The organism is Azospirillaceae bacterium, from assembly GCA_028283825.1.
Taxonomy (GTDB): domain Bacteria; phylum Pseudomonadota; class Alphaproteobacteria; order Azospirillales; family Azospirillaceae; genus Nitrospirillum.
The window spans coordinates 718,584-733,041 of the sequence record JAPWJW010000002.1 but is presented as its reverse complement, the minus strand read 5'-3'; the positions used below and the strand labels follow the sequence as shown (position 1 = coordinate 733,041).

Annotated in this window: 20 protein-coding genes; 2 read left to right on the top strand and 18 right to left on the bottom strand. The window is 68.4% G+C overall.

Annotated elements, in window-relative coordinates:
• The first annotated feature begins 85 nt into the window (after positions 1 to 85).
• Positions 86 to 787 (top strand): alpha/beta hydrolase, encoded by a 702-nt coding sequence (locus PW843_11830; GenBank protein ID MDE1147290.1) that lies wholly within the window; start codon positions 86 to 88, stop codon positions 785 to 787.
• A gap of 48 nt (positions 788 to 835) precedes the next feature.
• Here PW843_11830 and PW843_11825 read toward each other — a convergent pair whose 3' ends face one another.
• The 6 genes from PW843_11825 to sufB all read right to left on the bottom strand — a co-directional run bounded on the left by PW843_11825 (position 836) and on the right by sufB (position 6,679).
• Entirely contained in the window at positions 836 to 1,210 is a 375-nt protein-coding gene (locus PW843_11825) for an iron-sulfur cluster assembly protein (GenBank protein ID MDE1147289.1), read from the bottom strand.
• A gap of 12 nt (positions 1,211 to 1,222) precedes the next feature.
• Positions 1,223 to 1,687, bottom strand: a complete 465-nt coding sequence (locus PW843_11820) for an SUF system NifU family Fe-S cluster assembly protein (GenBank protein ID MDE1147288.1) — start codon at positions 1,685 to 1,687, stop codon at positions 1,223 to 1,225.
• Between the two features lie 9 nt (positions 1,688 to 1,696).
• A complete protein-coding gene (locus tag PW843_11815; GenBank protein ID MDE1147287.1) occupies positions 1,697 to 2,965 on the bottom strand; it encodes a cysteine desulfurase in 1,269 nt (422 codons plus the stop codon).
• On the bottom strand, positions 2,962 to 4,248 hold the full coding sequence (gene sufD, locus PW843_11810) for a Fe-S cluster assembly protein SufD (GenBank protein MDE1147286.1): 1,287 nt from the start codon (positions 4,246 to 4,248) through the stop codon (positions 2,962 to 2,964). The genes PW843_11815 and sufD overlap by 4 nt, the downstream gene beginning before the upstream one ends.
• A 185-nt stretch (positions 4,249 to 4,433) precedes the next feature.
• Positions 4,434 to 5,183 carry a Fe-S cluster assembly ATPase SufC gene (gene sufC, locus PW843_11805; protein ID MDE1147285.1) on the bottom strand — a complete coding sequence of 250 codons (750 nt, stop codon included), beginning with the start codon at positions 5,181 to 5,183 and terminating at the stop codon, positions 4,434 to 4,436.
• A 29-nt stretch (positions 5,184 to 5,212) separates the two neighbouring features.
• Positions 5,213 to 6,679, bottom strand: coding sequence for a Fe-S cluster assembly protein SufB (gene sufB / locus PW843_11800; protein MDE1147284.1), 1,467 nt, complete (start codon positions 6,677 to 6,679; stop codon positions 5,213 to 5,215).
• Positions 6,680 to 6,949: 270 nt separating this feature from the next.
• Between sufB and PW843_11795 the strand changes: the two genes are divergently transcribed.
• Entirely contained in the window at positions 6,950 to 7,363 is a 414-nt protein-coding gene (locus tag PW843_11795) for a group II truncated hemoglobin (protein MDE1147283.1), read from the top strand.
• A gap of 54 nt (positions 7,364 to 7,417) precedes the next feature.
• On the opposite strand, the gene PW843_11790 is transcribed toward PW843_11795, so the two are convergent.
• From PW843_11790 to nifB, 12 genes are all read right to left on the bottom strand, one after another.
• Positions 7,418 to 7,633 carry a hypothetical protein gene (locus tag PW843_11790; GenBank protein ID MDE1147282.1) on the bottom strand — a complete coding sequence of 72 codons (216 nt, stop codon included), beginning with the start codon at positions 7,631 to 7,633 and terminating at the stop codon, positions 7,418 to 7,420.
• A 183-nt stretch (positions 7,634 to 7,816) separates the two neighbouring features.
• A complete protein-coding gene (locus PW843_11785; GenBank protein ID MDE1147281.1) occupies positions 7,817 to 8,125 on the bottom strand; it encodes a 2Fe-2S iron-sulfur cluster-binding protein in 309 nt (102 codons plus the stop codon).
• 48 nt (positions 8,126 to 8,173) lie between these two features.
• Positions 8,174 to 9,352 carry a DegT/DnrJ/EryC1/StrS family aminotransferase gene (locus PW843_11780; GenBank protein ID MDE1147280.1) on the bottom strand — a complete coding sequence of 393 codons (1,179 nt, stop codon included), beginning with the start codon at positions 9,350 to 9,352 and terminating at the stop codon, positions 8,174 to 8,176.
• Positions 9,349 to 9,615, bottom strand: coding sequence for a hypothetical protein (locus tag PW843_11775; GenBank protein MDE1147279.1), 267 nt, complete (start codon positions 9,613 to 9,615; stop codon positions 9,349 to 9,351). Before PW843_11775 ends, PW843_11780 begins: the two co-directional genes overlap by 4 nt.
• A gap of 17 nt (positions 9,616 to 9,632) precedes the next feature.
• The gene (locus PW843_11770; GenBank protein MDE1147278.1) at positions 9,633 to 9,974 is read right to left on the bottom strand and encodes a hypothetical protein; all 342 of its coding nucleotides are present in this window, start codon (positions 9,972 to 9,974) and stop codon (positions 9,633 to 9,635) included.
• Between the two features lie 177 nt (positions 9,975 to 10,151).
• On the bottom strand, positions 10,152 to 10,391 hold the full coding sequence (locus PW843_11765) for a nitrogen fixation protein NifZ (protein MDE1147277.1): 240 nt from the start codon (positions 10,389 to 10,391) through the stop codon (positions 10,152 to 10,154).
• Positions 10,388 to 10,738, bottom strand: coding sequence for a nitrogen fixation protein NifZ (locus PW843_11760; protein ID MDE1147276.1), 351 nt, complete (start codon positions 10,736 to 10,738; stop codon positions 10,388 to 10,390). The genes PW843_11765 and PW843_11760 overlap by 4 nt, the downstream gene beginning before the upstream one ends.
• Positions 10,735 to 11,517, bottom strand: a complete 783-nt coding sequence (locus PW843_11755; GenBank protein MDE1147275.1) for a 4Fe4S-binding leucine-rich repeat protein — start codon at positions 11,515 to 11,517, stop codon at positions 10,735 to 10,737. Before PW843_11755 ends, PW843_11760 begins: the two co-directional genes overlap by 4 nt.
• Positions 11,510 to 12,070, bottom strand: a complete 561-nt coding sequence (locus PW843_11750; protein MDE1147274.1) for a hypothetical protein — start codon at positions 12,068 to 12,070, stop codon at positions 11,510 to 11,512. Before PW843_11750 ends, PW843_11755 begins: the two co-directional genes overlap by 8 nt.
• Before the next feature lie 28 nt (positions 12,071 to 12,098).
• A complete protein-coding gene (locus tag PW843_11745) occupies positions 12,099 to 12,434 on the bottom strand; it encodes an iron-sulfur cluster assembly accessory protein (protein MDE1147273.1) in 336 nt (111 codons plus the stop codon).
• Positions 12,435 to 12,444: 10 nt separating this feature from the next.
• Positions 12,445 to 12,669 (bottom strand): 4Fe-4S binding protein, encoded by a 225-nt coding sequence (locus tag PW843_11740; protein MDE1147272.1) that lies wholly within the window; start codon positions 12,667 to 12,669, stop codon positions 12,445 to 12,447.
• 72 nt (positions 12,670 to 12,741) lie between these two features.
• Positions 12,742 to 14,310, bottom strand: coding sequence for a nitrogenase cofactor biosynthesis protein NifB (gene nifB, locus PW843_11735; GenBank protein MDE1147271.1), 1,569 nt, complete (start codon positions 14,308 to 14,310; stop codon positions 12,742 to 12,744).
• Positions 14,311 to 14,458: the final 148 nt, after the last annotated feature.

The following is a 14,458-nucleotide window of genomic DNA, read 5'->3' as shown; positions in this document are numbered from 1 at the left end:
CAAGGCATAGCTTGAACGTACAAGGTCTTTGTCGCCGACAGAAGGGAGATTTACCGTCGCCTCTCAACCAAAGAAGGAGAGGGAAATGTCCAAATCGTCCAAGCCCGCCATCGTGTTCTGCCACGGCATCTGGGCCGATGGCTCATGCTTCGGCAAGGTGATCCCGGCATTGCAGGCCGACGGGCATGAGGTCATCGCCGTCCAATACGGCCTGGACTCGTTCGAAGAAGATGTGGCGGCGGTGAAGCGCACGCTGAACCGCGTCGGCAGCCCGGTCATCCTCGTGGGGCATTCCTATGGCGGGGCCACCATCACGGCGGCGGGCGTCGATGAACGCGTGGTCGGCCTGGTCTACATCGCCGCAGTCGCCCCCGACGCCGGCGAGACCGTACAGGACCAGCTTGACCGGTATCCATCGGACATCTTCTCCCGCGTCGAGGTCGCGGATGGACGCGCCTGGATGCTGCCGAACGGCACCGAGTTCTTCGCCGGCGACCTTTCGGCGGAAGAACAGAAGCTTGTCTGGGCCACCCATTACGCGCCGGTCTTCGACCTGTTCCAGCAACAGAAGCTCGACGCCGACGGCGTCGCGTGGAAATCGAAGCCAAGCTGGTACGTCCTGGCCACGCAGGACCACACCGTGCACCCCGACCTCCAGCGCTGGGTCTCAAAACGCATGGGGGCGACGATCACCGAGGTGGCAAGCAGCCACGTGCCGATGCTTTCCCAGCCCGCGATCATCATCGACGTGATCCGCGAGGCCGTGGCCGCGGTTCAGAACGGCTGACCGGGGCCGTCATCCGCGGAGGGACCGCCCCTGGGCGGTCCCGCCTGACTAAACCAGGCCGAGTTCCAGCCGGGCGCTTTCCGTCATGCGGGCCTGGGTCCAGGGCGGATCCCAGACCATGTCGACCAGCACCACGGTCACCCCCGGCACCAGCGAGACCAGGTTCTGTACCTGCCCCGGCAGGGTGGTGGCGACGGGACAGGCCGGCGTGGTCAGGGTCATGTCGATGTGGACCAGGCCGTCCGGGCGGACCAGCACCCGGTAGATCAGGCCCAGATCGACCAGGTTGACCGGGATTTCCGGGTCGCGGATGGTGCGAAGCGCGTCGAACACCGCCGCCTCCAGGGCGGGATCGCCGACCTCAATCGCCGGCCGGTCCGGCGTCATGTCCGCCAGCAGCGGGTGTTCCCGAATGATGCGCATGTCTGGGGGCCCCTATTCGGTCTTGATCGGCGTGGCCAGGCCGCCGCCCTTCACCGCCGCCTCCAGCGTGTGCCAGGCCAGGGTGGCGCACTTCACCCGCGCTGGGTAGGCCTTGACGCCGGCCAGGGGCCGCAGGCGGTCGCCATCCTCCACCAGGGCATCGGGCAGGCCGGTGTCGGCGCCGGTGGTCACGGCACTATGGAAATGGCCGAACAGGGCCTCGGCCTCCGGCAGCGTCTTGTTCAGCACGATCTCCGTCATCAGCGAGGCCGAGGCGGTGGAGATGGCGCAGCCCTTGCCCTCGAAACTCACCTCCACGATGCGGTCGCCGTCCAGCCGCAGGAAGATGGTGACCTTGTCGCCGCACAGCGGGTTGTGCCCGTGGGCGAAATGGCTGGGGTCGTCCAGCACCCGGAAGTTCCGGGGGGATCTCCCGTGGTCCAGGATGATGTCCTGGTAGAGGTCGCGCAAATCCATGGGGTGCCCCTAATGGCTGGTGACGCCGAACAGGCGCTGGGCCGCGCGGATGGCATCAGCCAGGCGGTCCACGTCGGCCTCGGTGCTGTAGACGCCGAAGGACGCGCGGGCGGTGGCGGCCAGGCCCAGCCGGTCCATCAGCGGCTGGGCGCAGTGGTGGCCGGCGCGCACGGCGACGTCGTGCTGGTCGAAGATGGTGGCGAGGTCGTGCGGGTGGATGCCATCCACCAGGAAGGAGAGAGCCCCCAGCCGCTCCGGCCCCGCCCCCACCAGATGGACGCCGGCGATGCCGGTCAGAATCGCCTCGGCATAGCGGGTCAGGGCGGCCTCATGATCGCGGATGGCATCGCGGCCCAGCATTTCCATGAACTCCAGCGCCAGGGCCAGGCCGATGGCGCCGGAGATGTCGGGCGTTCCCGCCTCGAACCGCTGGGGGCCATCCTGGTAGGTGGTCTCCGCGAAGGTGACGGTGCGGATCATGTCGCCGCCACCCTGCCACGGCGGCATGGCGTCCAGCAGGGCGGCCTTGGCGTACAGCACGCCGATGCCGGTGGGGCCATAACATTTGTGGCCGGAGAAGACGTAGAAGTCGCAATCCAGCGCCCGCACATCCACCGGCAGGCGCGGCACCGCCTGGCAGCCGTCCAGCAGCACCTTGGCGCCGCACGCGTGGGCCAGGCGCACCACCTCGGCCACCGGCACGACGCCGCCGGTGACATTGGCCACGTGCGTCATGGCCACCAGCCGGGTACGCGGGGTCAGCAGATCCTTGAACGCCGCCAGGTCCAGCCCGCCATCGGGGCCGATGGGCGCCACCACCAGCTCGATGCCCAGGCGCTGGCGCAGCATCTGCCACGGCACGATGTTGGAATGGTGCTCCAACTCCGACACCACCACCCGGTCGCCGGGGTGCAGGAAATCCCACCCCCAGGTCTGGGCCACCAGGTTGATGCCCTCCGTCGCGCCGCGCACGAACACCACCTCGCCCGCCTGGGCGTTGATGAAGCGGGCGACGGTGCGCCGCGCCGCCTCGAACCGGTCGGTGGAGCGGGCGCTGAGGCCATAGACGCCCCGATGCACGTTGGCGTAGTCGGTGCGGTAGAACTCCGCCACGCCATCGATCACGGCGCGCGGCTTCTGCGCGCTGGCGGCGGTATCCAGGAACACCAGGCCGGGGTTGCGCCCGAAGATGGGGAACTGCCGCCGCACCGCCGCCGGGTCCAGGACGGGTGCGGTGATGGGCCAGGCCAGGGCCGGGTTTTCTTCCAGGATGGTCATGCCTCACCCCCTTCGCCGTGCAGCCAGTGTTGCAGATGCCGGTGGACCAAATCCGCCACCGGACCGGGCAGGCCGGCGGCGTCCACCACGTCGCCCGCGAACGCCGCCACCAGCATCCGGCGGGCCGTCTCCGGGTCGATGCCCCGGGCCTGGAGATAGAACAGCGACGCCTCATCCAGGCTGCCGACAGTGGCGCCGTGGCTGCACTTCACATCGTCGGCCAGGATCTCAAGTTCGGGCTTGGTGTCGATGCGGGCGGTGGGGCTGAGCAGCAGGTTGCGGTTGAGCTGGCGGGCGTCCGTGCCGTCGGCGCCGGGGCGCACCGCCACCGTGCCCAGGAAGACGCCGTGCGACGCCCCCGCCAGCACGCCCTTCACCCCCTGTTCCGTGCGGCAATCCCGCCCATGATGGTCGGCACGCACCGCCAGGGTCGCCTCCTGCGCGTCCCGCAGCAGGTAGGCACCGTGCAGGGCGAAGGCGGCGGCGTCGCCGGCCAGCGTGACCTCCACATCGCGGCGCGACAGGCGGCCGCCGGTGATCAGGGCGAAGGCGTCGTACCGCGCGCCGTCCCCCAGGACCGCGCGCACCAGGGCGGTGTGGCGGGCGGCCGGACCCTCCGCCTGGATGTGGACATGGCGCAGGACGGCACCGGCGGCCAGCGCCACGGTGGTGACCTGGTTGCCCCAGCCCGCACCGCCGCCGGCCGCCGTTTCCACCACCGTCGCCCGGGCGCCCGCCCCCAATGCCAGGTGGAGACGGACGTGGGACGCGGCATCAACCGAGGCGTGATGGATGATCTCCACCGGCCGCTCCAGGACCACGCCCGGGTCCAGCGCCAGGACCACGCCGTCGCTGAACAGGGCGGCGTTCAGGGCGGCGAAGGCCCCGCCGCCATCGTCGAAGATGCCGTCCGCCAGGTCGGGCCGCGTCCGCAAGGCGTCGGCCAGCGATCCCAGCCAGGCGCCGGCTGGCAAGCCGTCCGTGGTAGCGGACGCCACGCGGCCGTCCACCAGCACCACGCGATGGGTGGGGCCATCCAGCAGCCAAGACGCCAGGTCACCGGCAATCGGCGCAACGGTGGACGGCGCCGATGACGGCAGGGCATCGGTCAGGGGCGTCAGGTCGGTGAAGCGCCACGCCTCCTGCCGCCGGGTGGGGAAGCCCAGGGTGGCGAAGCGATCCATCCCCGCCTGGCGCCGGGGGGCCAGCCAGGCCGGCCCTTCCTCCCCCAGGCGTTGATGGAAGGCGTCCAGGAAGGGCGCGCTGTCATCGGTCATCAACATAGTGTGTGCCCCTTATACGCGCGGCATTTGCACGTGACCGTTCAAATGCCGCCCCTCAGTCGCCGGGCGCCGGCATCCGCCGGCTTGGGCTTCCTCAGTTTCCAGTCCACTGCGTTCCCCGGAAACTTCCGGCGGACGCGGTCGCGTCCTACAGCGGCACGAGACAGAGTCTCGTGCCGCTGGCATTAGGCCGCGTTGCCCAGGTGGCCGTAGCCGGTGCGTTCCAGTTCGGCGGCGAAGGTCTTGTCGCCCGAGGCGACGATGCGGCCGTCGGCCAGCACGTGCACCCGATCAGGCACGATGTAGTCCAGCAGGCGCTGGTAATGGGTGATCATTACGATGGCGCGGGCGGGGTCGCGCAAGCGGTTGACGCCGTCCGACACGGCCCGCAGGGCGTCGATGTCCAGGCCGCTGTCGGTTTCATCCAGGATGGCCAGCGCCGGTTCCAGCATGGCCATCTGGAAGATCTCATTGCGCTTCTTCTCCCCGCCCGAAAAACCGACATTGACGGCGCGGCGCAGCAGATCGTCACCGATGTCCAGCAGCTTCAGCCGTTCCCGCACCGTCTTCAGGAACTGCTGGGCATCCAGCTCGGCTACCCCGCGCTGGCGGCGGCCGGCGTTCAGGGCGGCGCGCAGGAAATACATGTTGTTCACCCCCGGTATCTCCACCGGGTACTGGAAGGCCAGGAACACCCCTTCCCGCGCCCGCTCATCCGCCGGCAGGGACAGCAGGTCACGGCCCCGGTACAGCACCGTGCCGGCCGTCACCTCATAGCCCGGCTTGCCGGCGAGCACGCTGGACAGGGTGCTTTTGCCCGCCCCATTGGGACCCATGATGGCGTGCACCTCACCGGCGCCGACATCCAGGTCGATGCCCTTCAGCACCTCCCGTCCCCCCGGGATACGGGCATGCAGTCCACGGATTTCCAGCAGCTTGCTCATGATGGATCCCTTTCCCGGTTTCAACCGACGCTGCCCTCAAGGCTGACGGCCAGCAGCTTCTGCGCCTCCACGGCGAATTCCATGGGCAGTTCGTTCAGCACTTCCTTGCAGAAGCCGTTGACGATCAGCGACAGCGCGTCCTCCGCCGTCAGGCCGCGCTGCTGGCAATAGAACATCTGGTCGTCGCTGATCTTCGAGGTGGTCGCCTCATGCTCCACCTGGGCGCCGGGGTGGCGCACGTCGATGTAGGGCACGGTGTGGGCGCCGCAGCGCTTGCCGATCAGCAGGCTGTCGCATTGGGTGTAGTTGCGGGCGCCATCGGCCGCCGACAGCACCTTGACCTGGCCGCGATAGGTGTTCTGCCCCCGCCCGGCGGAGATGCCCTTGGAGATGACGGTGGAACTGGTGTTCCGCCCGATGTGGATCATCTTGGTGCCGGTGTCGGCCTGCTGGCGGTTGTTGGTGATGGCCACGGAATAGAAGGCGCCGGTCGACCCATCCCCTTCCAGCAGGCAGCTGGGGTATTTCCAGGTGATGGCCGATCCCGTCTCCACCTGCGCCCAGCTGATCTTGGACCGGGCGCCGCGGCAGGCGCCGCGCTTGGTGACGAAGTTGTAGATGCCGCCCTTGCCCTCCGCGTCGCCGGGGTACCAGTTCTGGACGGTGGCGTACTTGATCTCCGCCTCTTCCAGCGCCACCAGTTCGACCACGGCAGCGTGAAGCTGGTTCTCATCCCGCTGCGGGGCGGTGCAGCCCTCCAGGTAACTCACATAGGCGCCCCGGTCGGCGATCAGCAGGGTGCGTTCGAACTGGCCCGTCTTGGCGGCGTTGATGCGGAAGTATGTCGACAGTTCCATGGGGCAGCGCACGCCCGGCGGCACATAGACGAAGGACCCGTCGCTGAACACCGCCGAATTGAGCGCCGCGAAGAAGTTGTCACCCTGGGGCACGACGGACCCCAGGTAGCGCCGCACCAGGTCGGGATGTTCCCGCACCGCCTCGCCAAAGGAACAGAAGATGATGCCCAGATCGCCCAGCTTGTCCTTGAAGGTGGTGGCGACCGACACGCTGTCGAACACGGCGTCCACCGCCACCCCGGCCAGGGCCGCGCGTTCCCCCAGGGGGATGCCCAGCTTCTCGTACGTCTTCAGCAGTTCGGGATCGACCTCATCCAGGCTCTTCGGCCCCGTCGCCGCCTTGGGTGCGGAATAATAGCTGGCGGCCTGGTAGTCGATGGGGGCGATGTCCAGCTTGGCCCAGTCGGGGGATTCCATCCCCTGCCAACGGCGGAACGCCTTCAGGCGCCATTCCAGCAGCCAGGCGGGTTCCCCCTTCTTGGCGGAGATGAAGCGCACCGTGTCCTCATTCAGGCCGGGCGGCGCCTCTTCCGCCTCGATATCGGTGACGAAGCCGTATTTGTAGCCCTCGCCCTGGACGACGCTGTCCAGGATGTCGGTAGGGCGTTCCGTCGTTTCGATGTCCGACATGGCGTCGATGTCCCCGGTCGTGTCTGGGTCTCTGCCGGATATGTTCAGCAACGGCCGTGCCAGCGGCAAAACCCAGCTTTTCCGCGAAATTTCAAAGGGCTGTCCCGTTGGCAACCGGACGTTTGTCGCAATCCCGACAGGGCGGTTTGGCACGAAGGGCCGGGCGGCGCGCCGGCACATGCGGGGTTGCCACGGGCCCGCCGACGGCATACTTCGTGCACACTTGCGGTAAGGGGCCGGGATGCGGCCTCAAGGAAAAGGGTGTGAACGATGACGACCGAAGCGGCCGCGCAGGCGACGATCTTTGACAGCGTCGGCGGCCAGGCGACCATCGACCGACTGGTTGAGGCCTTTTATCATGAGATGGACACCCTGCCGGAGGTGGCGGGCCTGCGCGCCATGCACGCCCCCGACCTGACCGAGACCAAGCGGGTGCTGAAGCTGTATTTGGGCCAATGGACCGGCGGGCCGGCCGGCTATTCCGCCGAACGCGGGCACCCGCGCCTGCGGGCGCGCCACCTGCCGTTCAAGGTCGGCACGGCGGAACGCGACGCCTGGCTGTTGTGCATGAAGCGGGCGTTGGACGTGACCATCGCCGACCCGCGCCTGCGCCTGGCCATCCTGCAGGCGCTGGCCCCCCTGGCCGACTGGATGCGCAACCAGCCGGAACCGCAGGAAGGGTAAGGGGACGCCGCGGCCGGCAGGGAAGTCCGCCGCGACGCCCCCGGAAGGCGGGACCTAGGCGGTGGCCCCGGCCTTCAAATCCTCAATTTGTGTTCGCGGCAGACGGAAAAGACCTCGGCCGCCGGCAAAGATCTGGTACTGGCCGGTGGCCTTCAGGCTCAGCAGGTTGAACCAGGCCTGGGCCGTGACGCCGTCCGGCCGTTCCGCGATTTCCGTCACCGTGCCGTCCGGCGCGAAGCGGACGTGGATCATCACCGTCTCGACTTGCATTTAATCCTCCTTTATATGCGCGGCCTTTGACCGTGGCCGATCAAAGGCCGCCCCTCAATCGCCGGGCGGCCACATCCGTGGCCTTGGCTTCCTCGTTTTGCGATCCACTTCGTTTCCCGCAAAACTCCGGCGGACGCGGCCGCGTCCTACAGCGGCACGAGTCAAAGCCTCGGGCCGCTGGTTTTAAAAGCCGGAGCCGAAGCCCAGCAGTTCCACCTTGATGGCCTCGGTCCCCAGCACCTTGGCCTGGCAGGCCAGGCGCGACTTCGACCCGATGCCCACCATGCTGTCCAGGCGCTCATTCTCCTGCGGCGCGATGCGGGACAGGCCCTTGCGCCCCTCCTGCACGAAGACGTGGCAGGTGCCGCACGTGGCGTTGCCGTTGCACTTGTGGGTCAAGGTCTCGTCCGCCGCCAGGATGGCGGCCAGCAGGGTCATGCCTTCGGCGGCGTCTATGGTTTTGCCCGACGGCAGGATGGTGACCAGCGACATGGGAAAAGCTCCTGAAAGTCTTGTCGTGTGGGTGGTTGGGAAAAGGGCTCAGTAGATCGCGGCCCCGGCGCCGACGTTGATGGACGCGTCCTTCATCGTCTCCACGATGTGGGCGACCTGGTCCTCGCTGAGGTGGCTGTGGAACGGCAGGGCGACCGCGCGGTCCGCCACCTTCTCGGTGACGAAGAAATCGCCGCGGCGATAGCCTAAGTCGAAGTAATGGCGTTGCAGGTGCAGGGGCTGGCAGAAGGCGGCGGCCTCCACCTCCGCCAGGCGCAGATCCTCCACGATGGCGTCGCGGCTGGACCGGCTGAAGCGCGTGCCCAGTTGCACCAGGTAGAGCAACCAGTTCACCTCGGTGACGTCCGGCCCGATGTAGGGATCCTTGATGCCCTCGAACGACTGGATGTACTTGAAATAGAGGTGCTGCACGCCCCGGCGCTTCTCCAGGATCTCATCCAGGCGTTGCAGTTGCGCCAGGCCCAGGGCCGCCGCCAGGTCGCTGAGGCCCGCCTGGTAGGGCGGCGTGCCTCCAACCACGACGGAGGATCGTTCCGCCAGCCGATGGCGGCATTGCCGGCGCAGGGCCATGGCGATATCGACGTCGTCGGTCACCACCATGCCGCCCTCGCCACAGCACAAGGCGCCGGGCTGGGAGAAATCGAACACCGCCGTGTCGCCGAAGCTGCCCACCAGGGCGTCGCGATAGCGGGACCCGATGGCCTCCGTACTGTCCTCGATCAGGATGAGGCCGTGTTCGTTCGCCAGGTCGCGCAGGGGGCCCCAGGCGGCCGGGTGGCCGTTGGTGTTGCCGGCCACGATGGCGCGCGTGGCCGGGGTGACGCGGGCCGCCGCCTTTTCCGGCGACAGCGTGCCGGCCCAATAATCGATGTCGGAGAACACGGGCCGCGCGCCCGACAGGCTGACGGCGTGCTGCGTCTCGCGGAAGCCATAGGGCGACAGGATGACGTCGCTGCCCGGCCCGATGCCGTGGGCGCGCAGGGCCATCAGCAGGCCCAGGGTGCCGCTGGCCACCGCCACGGCATGGCGGCGGCCGAGATAGCGGGCGAACGCCTCCTCGAACGCCGCCACCACGGCCCCGCCGGACAGGTGGGGGGAGCGCAGGACGCGCCCCACCGCCTCGACCTCCGCCGCCGTGATGTCGGGATCGCTGAGGGGGATCAGGCCATCGGCCTCGGCCACCGTCGCTGGCATCTGCGCGTTCATGACGGCACCGACCGCCGGGCCAGCAGCACGCCGGTCGCATTGGCGGGCTCCGCCGTCAGGCGCACGCAGTGGCCGCCGCCGTCCAGCAGGTGCACATCGAAGGCGGGGTAGCGGCGGAACGGCTCCTCCGCCACGTCGGTCGCGTCGCACCGCGTCCAGGCCAGGTGGGGCAGCTGTTGGCGCAGGATGGCGAACGCCCCCTCCGCCGCCGGGGCCGCCATGACGCCGTCGATCACGCCCAGATCCTCCGCACTCACCACCATATTCCGCGCCCCTTTCGTCATTGCCAGAACTGGCGGTCGGCATCGACGTTCAGCCGGTCCAGCACCTCGCTCAGGCGGGCGTAGGCGCCGTGCAGTTGCCAGCAGCCCTGCCCGTGGTCCTTGCGAAACAGGCGCCAGGCCCCCTGTCCGAACTGGATCAGCGCCACATCGATGACGCCGCCATTGGCGTCCACGTTGCGCGAGCAGCAGGGGCTTTCGATGCGATAGCCCTCCGGCGCCGCCACCACGACCGGCTGGACGTAGAGGTAGCGTTGGCGCCCAGCCAGCGCCCGTTCGATGCGCTTGCGGTCCACGTCGTTGGGATGCAGGGGTGTCGGAAGGTCCCGCGCCGCCGCCATGCACATGATCCGTCCTCTCTGATCCAGATCCCCTCAATCGCCGGGCGCCAGCATCCGCTGGCTTGGCTGATCCTCGCTTTCCAGTACGCTACGCTCCCCGGAAAGCTCCGGCGCCCGCAGTCGCGGGCTACAGCGGCACAAGGCAAAACCTCGTGCCGCTGGTGTAGTCCCCGCCCATCAAACCGGCACGATCTCTTCCTCCAGGCAGCCCACCACCCGCCGGTCGGGAAACTCGACCAGGTAGACGGGCGTGCCGCTGTCGACATGGGTCCCGACCTGCACGATCTCCCCCACCGTGCCGGCCGCCTCCAGCAGGGCGTCCGGCGGCGCGTCGGGGTAGGATCCGTCATTGACCAGGTCGGCCAGGGTGCGCATGCGCTGGCCCCATTGGTAGAGGGGCTGCCGGGGCTCGATCATGATGGGCCCCCGACGCCGGGCTGGCCCCGGACCGGCAGGGCGGTGGGCAGGGGCAGATCCTCATCCTCCGCCGGGGCCAGCACCGCCTCCAGCTCCTTGCGTTTCATGCCGACGCGGTGGCCGCTGCCCGGGAATTCGACACCATAGATGTAGAACTGCTGCAGGAAGGTGCCGATGCTGACGACGTAGCCCTCCTCCCCCTTGCGGGCCAGGATGTCGCCGATCTCCTTCCCGGCGTAGGTGCCGTCGTTGCGGATGGTGCGGCGGGACCGCACCTTTTCCCCGTAGGTGAAGGTGGGCGGATCGACGATCTCCACCACGTCGCTGTCGCGGACGATATTGCTCATGGCACGAACTCCAGCAGGGGGTGCGGGGTCGCTGGGCGGACCGGCGACAGGCGGGCGGCCACCATTTCCCGCACCAGGATGTCCTCGTCATGCGCCAGGTCGGCGACCTGGCCTTCAGGCGCCCGGCTGGCGACCTCGAAGCGCACGCGCCAGTCCGGGTCGTGCTTCAGGCGGGGCAGCAGATCCCCCGGCAGGCGTTTCGACACGGTGTGGCGCACGTCGGCGTCGGCATCGGCGGCCATGCGGATCAGCCAGTCGGCCGGCGCGCGGGCGGCCACCACGCGGCGCACCTCCGCCTCCTTGTCGTCGATCATGCGGGCCAGCAGGCCGGGACCGACCCGCCGCGCCACCACCAGGCGCACGTAATAGTCGGGGTCGCGCACCATGGGGATCAGGTCCGCCTCATCCAGCAGGGTGGCGACGCGGATGCGCACCTCCCGATGCGGATCGTCGCGCAGGCGCAGGGCGTAGCGCCGGGGCAGGCGGCGCACGGCGTTCCAGCGCACCGTTTCCTCCGGATCGCCCAGCAGGGGCGGCAACAGGAAAATTTCGGCATGCTTGGCCGCAATGGCCCGCACCTCAAAATGCGGATGGCCGAGATAGCGGTCGGCCAGGGCCGGGTTCCAGGTAAAGAAGCGGTCGATGCGGCGGGCGTAACGATCATTGACGCAGGCGTGCTTCAGCCGGCAGCGCCCGGCCGCCAGCAGGTCGCCATGGCCGCAGGCGCCACAGGAGACCGCGTCCCCCAGCCAGTCCAGGGCCTCGTCGATGTCAGTCATGGTCGTCCTGCCCCATGCGCTGGATGACGTTCAGCAGCACCTGGGCGCCGATCTTGTCGGTCGGGTCCAGTTCCAGCAGCTTCAGTACCGCCGCCAGCCCCTCATCCAGGTTACCCAGCCGCATGTGCAGGTAGGCGTAGCCCTTGAGGGTGAACAGGAAGAAGCGCGGCAGCGGCGCCTCGAACCGGCCGAAGTCGGCATCGGTGGCGACCACCTGGCGCCAGTCGGCCGGCAGATGGTTGTCCCGCGCCGCCTTGGCCAGGCACAGGCGGGCGATATCCAGCGCGTCCTTCAGCCGCCCCTTGTAGAAGTAGAAACGGTAGAGGGCGATCAGGACGGCGGCGTGCCAGGGGGCGGCCATGCGGGCCAGGCGCAAATGGCGTTCCGCCACCTCATCCAAATGATAGGCCTGGGCGGCGGCGGACAGATGGGCCAGCACTTCCGCCGGCAAGCCGTCGCCCAGCACGGCGGCGGCCAGCAGCGCGTCGTCGGCGATGGACGACAGCCCGTTGCCGTCGAACGGCGCCGGTATCACGCTTTCACCTGCCCGCATGCCCCGTCCCTCCGCCTTGGCCCCGGTGCTATTGGATCCGCACCATCGGTGCCGCCGCCGCCGTGCCGCAGGACACGGCCTTAGGGTCGCGGAACACCAGGCCGGTCTGCGCGGCACCGTCCGCGAAATCGATGGTGACGCCGTCCAGCAGCAGGCGGCTTTCCACCGGCAGGAACAGCCGGACGTCGTCCCGCTCCACCACCGCGTCGCCCGGTTCGGGGGCCGCCCGCACGCTCATGTCGGCGGACAGGCCGGAACAGCCGCCGGGGCTGAGCACCAGGCGGAAGCCGGCGTCCGGCCCACCATCGGCCAGCAGCATGAAACGGATGAAGCGCCGGGCGGCCGGGGTGATCGTGAAGTTCATGACCATGCCCTCAGCTGGCCGCCTGATAGCGGGGATAGGCCTTGTCGATGACGCAGGTGTCGTCCACCGGGCAAACGGCCACGCACTGCGGAATGTCGAAATAGCCGATGCATTCCGTGCATTTCTTAGGGTTGATGACGAAGGTGCCACCCTTTTCCGTGATGGCCACGTTGGGGCATTCCGCCTCGCAGGCGGAACAGCTGGTGCATTGCGACGCGATGATCTTGAAAGCCATGACGGCTACTCCCTTTAGGGGCTAAAGGGCCGGGACCGGATGCGGCCGGTCCCGGCCGGAACGAAGACGCGTTCACGCGGCGGTCAGGGCGCCCTGGCGGATGGCGGCGTCGCCGCGGGGGCCATGCGCCACCTCCCCCGCCGCCACCTTTTCCAGGTAGCCCTTGAACCAGGCGATGGCCGATTTCTCGATGAATTCGTGGGCGTACCGGTCCACCGGCTCGATGCCGGCGCTCACCAGGTCGGCCTTGGGACAGCCGCCGATCTTGGCCACGAAGACGGCGTGGCAGTCGTTGATGGCGCGGATGACGGTTTGCAGGCTGTCCTCGTCGCCATAACCGCCCTGGCAGTAGAGGTCGACGCGCCGGTGGCCCACGAACTTGGCGCCGGCGGTGGACAGCTCATAAACCTGGAATTCCTTGGCGTGGCCGAAATGCTCGTTGATCAGGCCGGAGCCCTTGGTCGCCACCGCCACCAGCAGGGTGATGTCGCTGGCGGCACCCGCCAGGGTCGCCAGCTCCTCCTGCTTGGCGGCCACCTTGGCCACCCGCTCCTCCTCCACCTTCGCCTGATAGGCCTGGCGGCCCTCCAGATCGTAGGCGACCTCCATCTCCATGACCTTTTCGGTGGTGAACTCGGCGCTGCGGTCCTCGCCCAGCAGGCCGACGGCATCGGCCCGGCACTGGCGGCAATGCCGCATCATGTTCATCTCGCCCTCGCAGGAGTCCTGCAGGGCCTTCAGCTCCTGGGCGGTGGGGCCGCGCTGTCCGGTCAGGCCGAAGACGGTGCCGTGCTCGGGGGCGGAGATCAGGGGCATGATGTTGTGCAGGAAGGCGCCGCGCGACTTCACCGCCCGGTTCACCTCCACCAAATGCCGGTCGTTGACGCCGGGGATCATGACGGAGTTGACCTTGCACAGGATCCCCCGCTCCGTCAGCATCTCCAGGCCGCGCAGCTGGCGTTCGGTCAGCAGGCGCGCGCCCTCCACCCCGGTGTAGCGCTGGTGGTTCCAGAACACCCAGGGATAGATCTTCGCCCCGATCTCCGGATCCACCATGTTGATGGTGATGGTGACGTGATCGACGTTGTAGCGGGCGATGGTGTCGACATGGTCGGGCAGCGCCAGGCCGTTGGTCGACAGGCACAGCTTGATGTCGGGTGCGGTCTGGGAAATCAGCTCGAACGTCTTGAAGGTCTTGGCCGGGTTGGCCAGCGGGTCGCCCGGGCCGGCGATGCCCAGCACCGTCATCTGTGGGATGGTGGAGGCGACGGCCAGCACCTTCCTGGCCGCCTGTTCGGGTGTCAGCCGCTCACTCACCACGCCGGGACGGGATTCGTTGGCGCAGTCGTACTTGCGATTGCAGTAGTTGCACTGGATGTTGCAGGCGGGCGCCACGGCCACATGCATGCGGGCGTAGTGGTGGTGCGCCTCCTCGCTGTAACAGGGATGGTTCTTCACCTTCTCCCAAATCTCCGTGGGCAGGTCGCCTTGCCCGGCGGCGGACCCGCAGCTGGCCTTGCCGCTGCCACCCTGGGTGCCGCAGCCCTTGTGCTCGGCCACCTGCTGCATCACGGCGTCGATGGTGACCAGCGGGCCGGCCCCGGCCTGGGACGCCCCTTCCTGCGGTGTCGATGCGTGCATGTCCGTTCCTCGATCTTGCGGGCGGCCGACGGTCGTGCATCGGCCCGGATTGGAAAGTTTGCTTTACGCGTTCTGATCGTCGGATCAGCAAAGGCCATGCCAATCGGCTCAAAATGCCGGAAACGGGCGGCAGTGCTTGCTTCGCACG

Coding starts and splice junctions, on each gene's coding strand:
- PW843_11740 (MDE1147272.1), bottom strand. CDS start 12,669: ATGGCTTTCAAGATCATCGCGTCGCAATGCACCAGCTGTTCCGCCTGC.
- PW843_11780 (MDE1147280.1), bottom strand. CDS start 9,352: ATGAACGCGCAGATGCCAGCGACGGTGGCCGAGGCCGATGGCCTGATC.
- PW843_11790 (MDE1147282.1), bottom strand. CDS start 7,633: ATGCAAGTCGAGACGGTGATGATCCACGTCCGCTTCGCGCCGGACGGC.
- PW843_11760 (MDE1147276.1), bottom strand. CDS start 10,738: ATGAGCAATATCGTCCGCGACAGCGACGTGGTGGAGATCGTCGATCCG.
- sufD (MDE1147286.1), bottom strand. CDS start 4,248: ATGTTGATGACCGATGACAGCGCGCCCTTCCTGGACGCCTTCCATCAA.
- PW843_11825 (MDE1147289.1), bottom strand. CDS start 1,210: ATGCGCATCATTCGGGAACACCCGCTGCTGGCGGACATGACGCCGGAC.
- sufB (MDE1147284.1), bottom strand. CDS start 6,679: ATGTCGGACATCGAAACGACGGAACGCCCTACCGACATCCTGGACAGC.
- PW843_11770 (MDE1147278.1), bottom strand. CDS start 9,974: ATGGCGGCGGCGCGGGACCTTCCGACACCCCTGCATCCCAACGACGTG.
- PW843_11775 (MDE1147279.1), bottom strand. CDS start 9,615: ATGGTGGTGAGTGCGGAGGATCTGGGCGTGATCGACGGCGTCATGGCG.
- PW843_11820 (MDE1147288.1), bottom strand. CDS start 1,687: ATGGATTTGCGCGACCTCTACCAGGACATCATCCTGGACCACGGGAGA.
- PW843_11785 (MDE1147281.1), bottom strand. CDS start 8,125: ATGTCGCTGGTCACCATCCTGCCGTCGGGCAAAACCATAGACGCCGCC.
- PW843_11830 (MDE1147290.1), top strand. CDS start 86: ATGTCCAAATCGTCCAAGCCCGCCATCGTGTTCTGCCACGGCATCTGG.
- PW843_11795 (MDE1147283.1), top strand. CDS start 6,950: ATGACGACCGAAGCGGCCGCGCAGGCGACGATCTTTGACAGCGTCGGC.
- PW843_11815 (MDE1147287.1), bottom strand. CDS start 2,965: ATGACCATCCTGGAAGAAAACCCGGCCCTGGCCTGGCCCATCACCGCA.
- PW843_11765 (MDE1147277.1), bottom strand. CDS start 10,391: ATGATCGAGCCCCGGCAGCCCCTCTACCAATGGGGCCAGCGCATGCGC.
- PW843_11750 (MDE1147274.1), bottom strand. CDS start 12,070: ATGCGGGCAGGTGAAAGCGTGATACCGGCGCCGTTCGACGGCAACGGG.
- PW843_11745 (MDE1147273.1), bottom strand. CDS start 12,434: ATGAACTTCACGATCACCCCGGCCGCCCGGCGCTTCATCCGTTTCATG.
- nifB (MDE1147271.1), bottom strand. CDS start 14,310: ATGCACGCATCGACACCGCAGGAAGGGGCGTCCCAGGCCGGGGCCGGC.
- PW843_11755 (MDE1147275.1), bottom strand. CDS start 11,517: ATGACTGACATCGACGAGGCCCTGGACTGGCTGGGGGACGCGGTCTCC.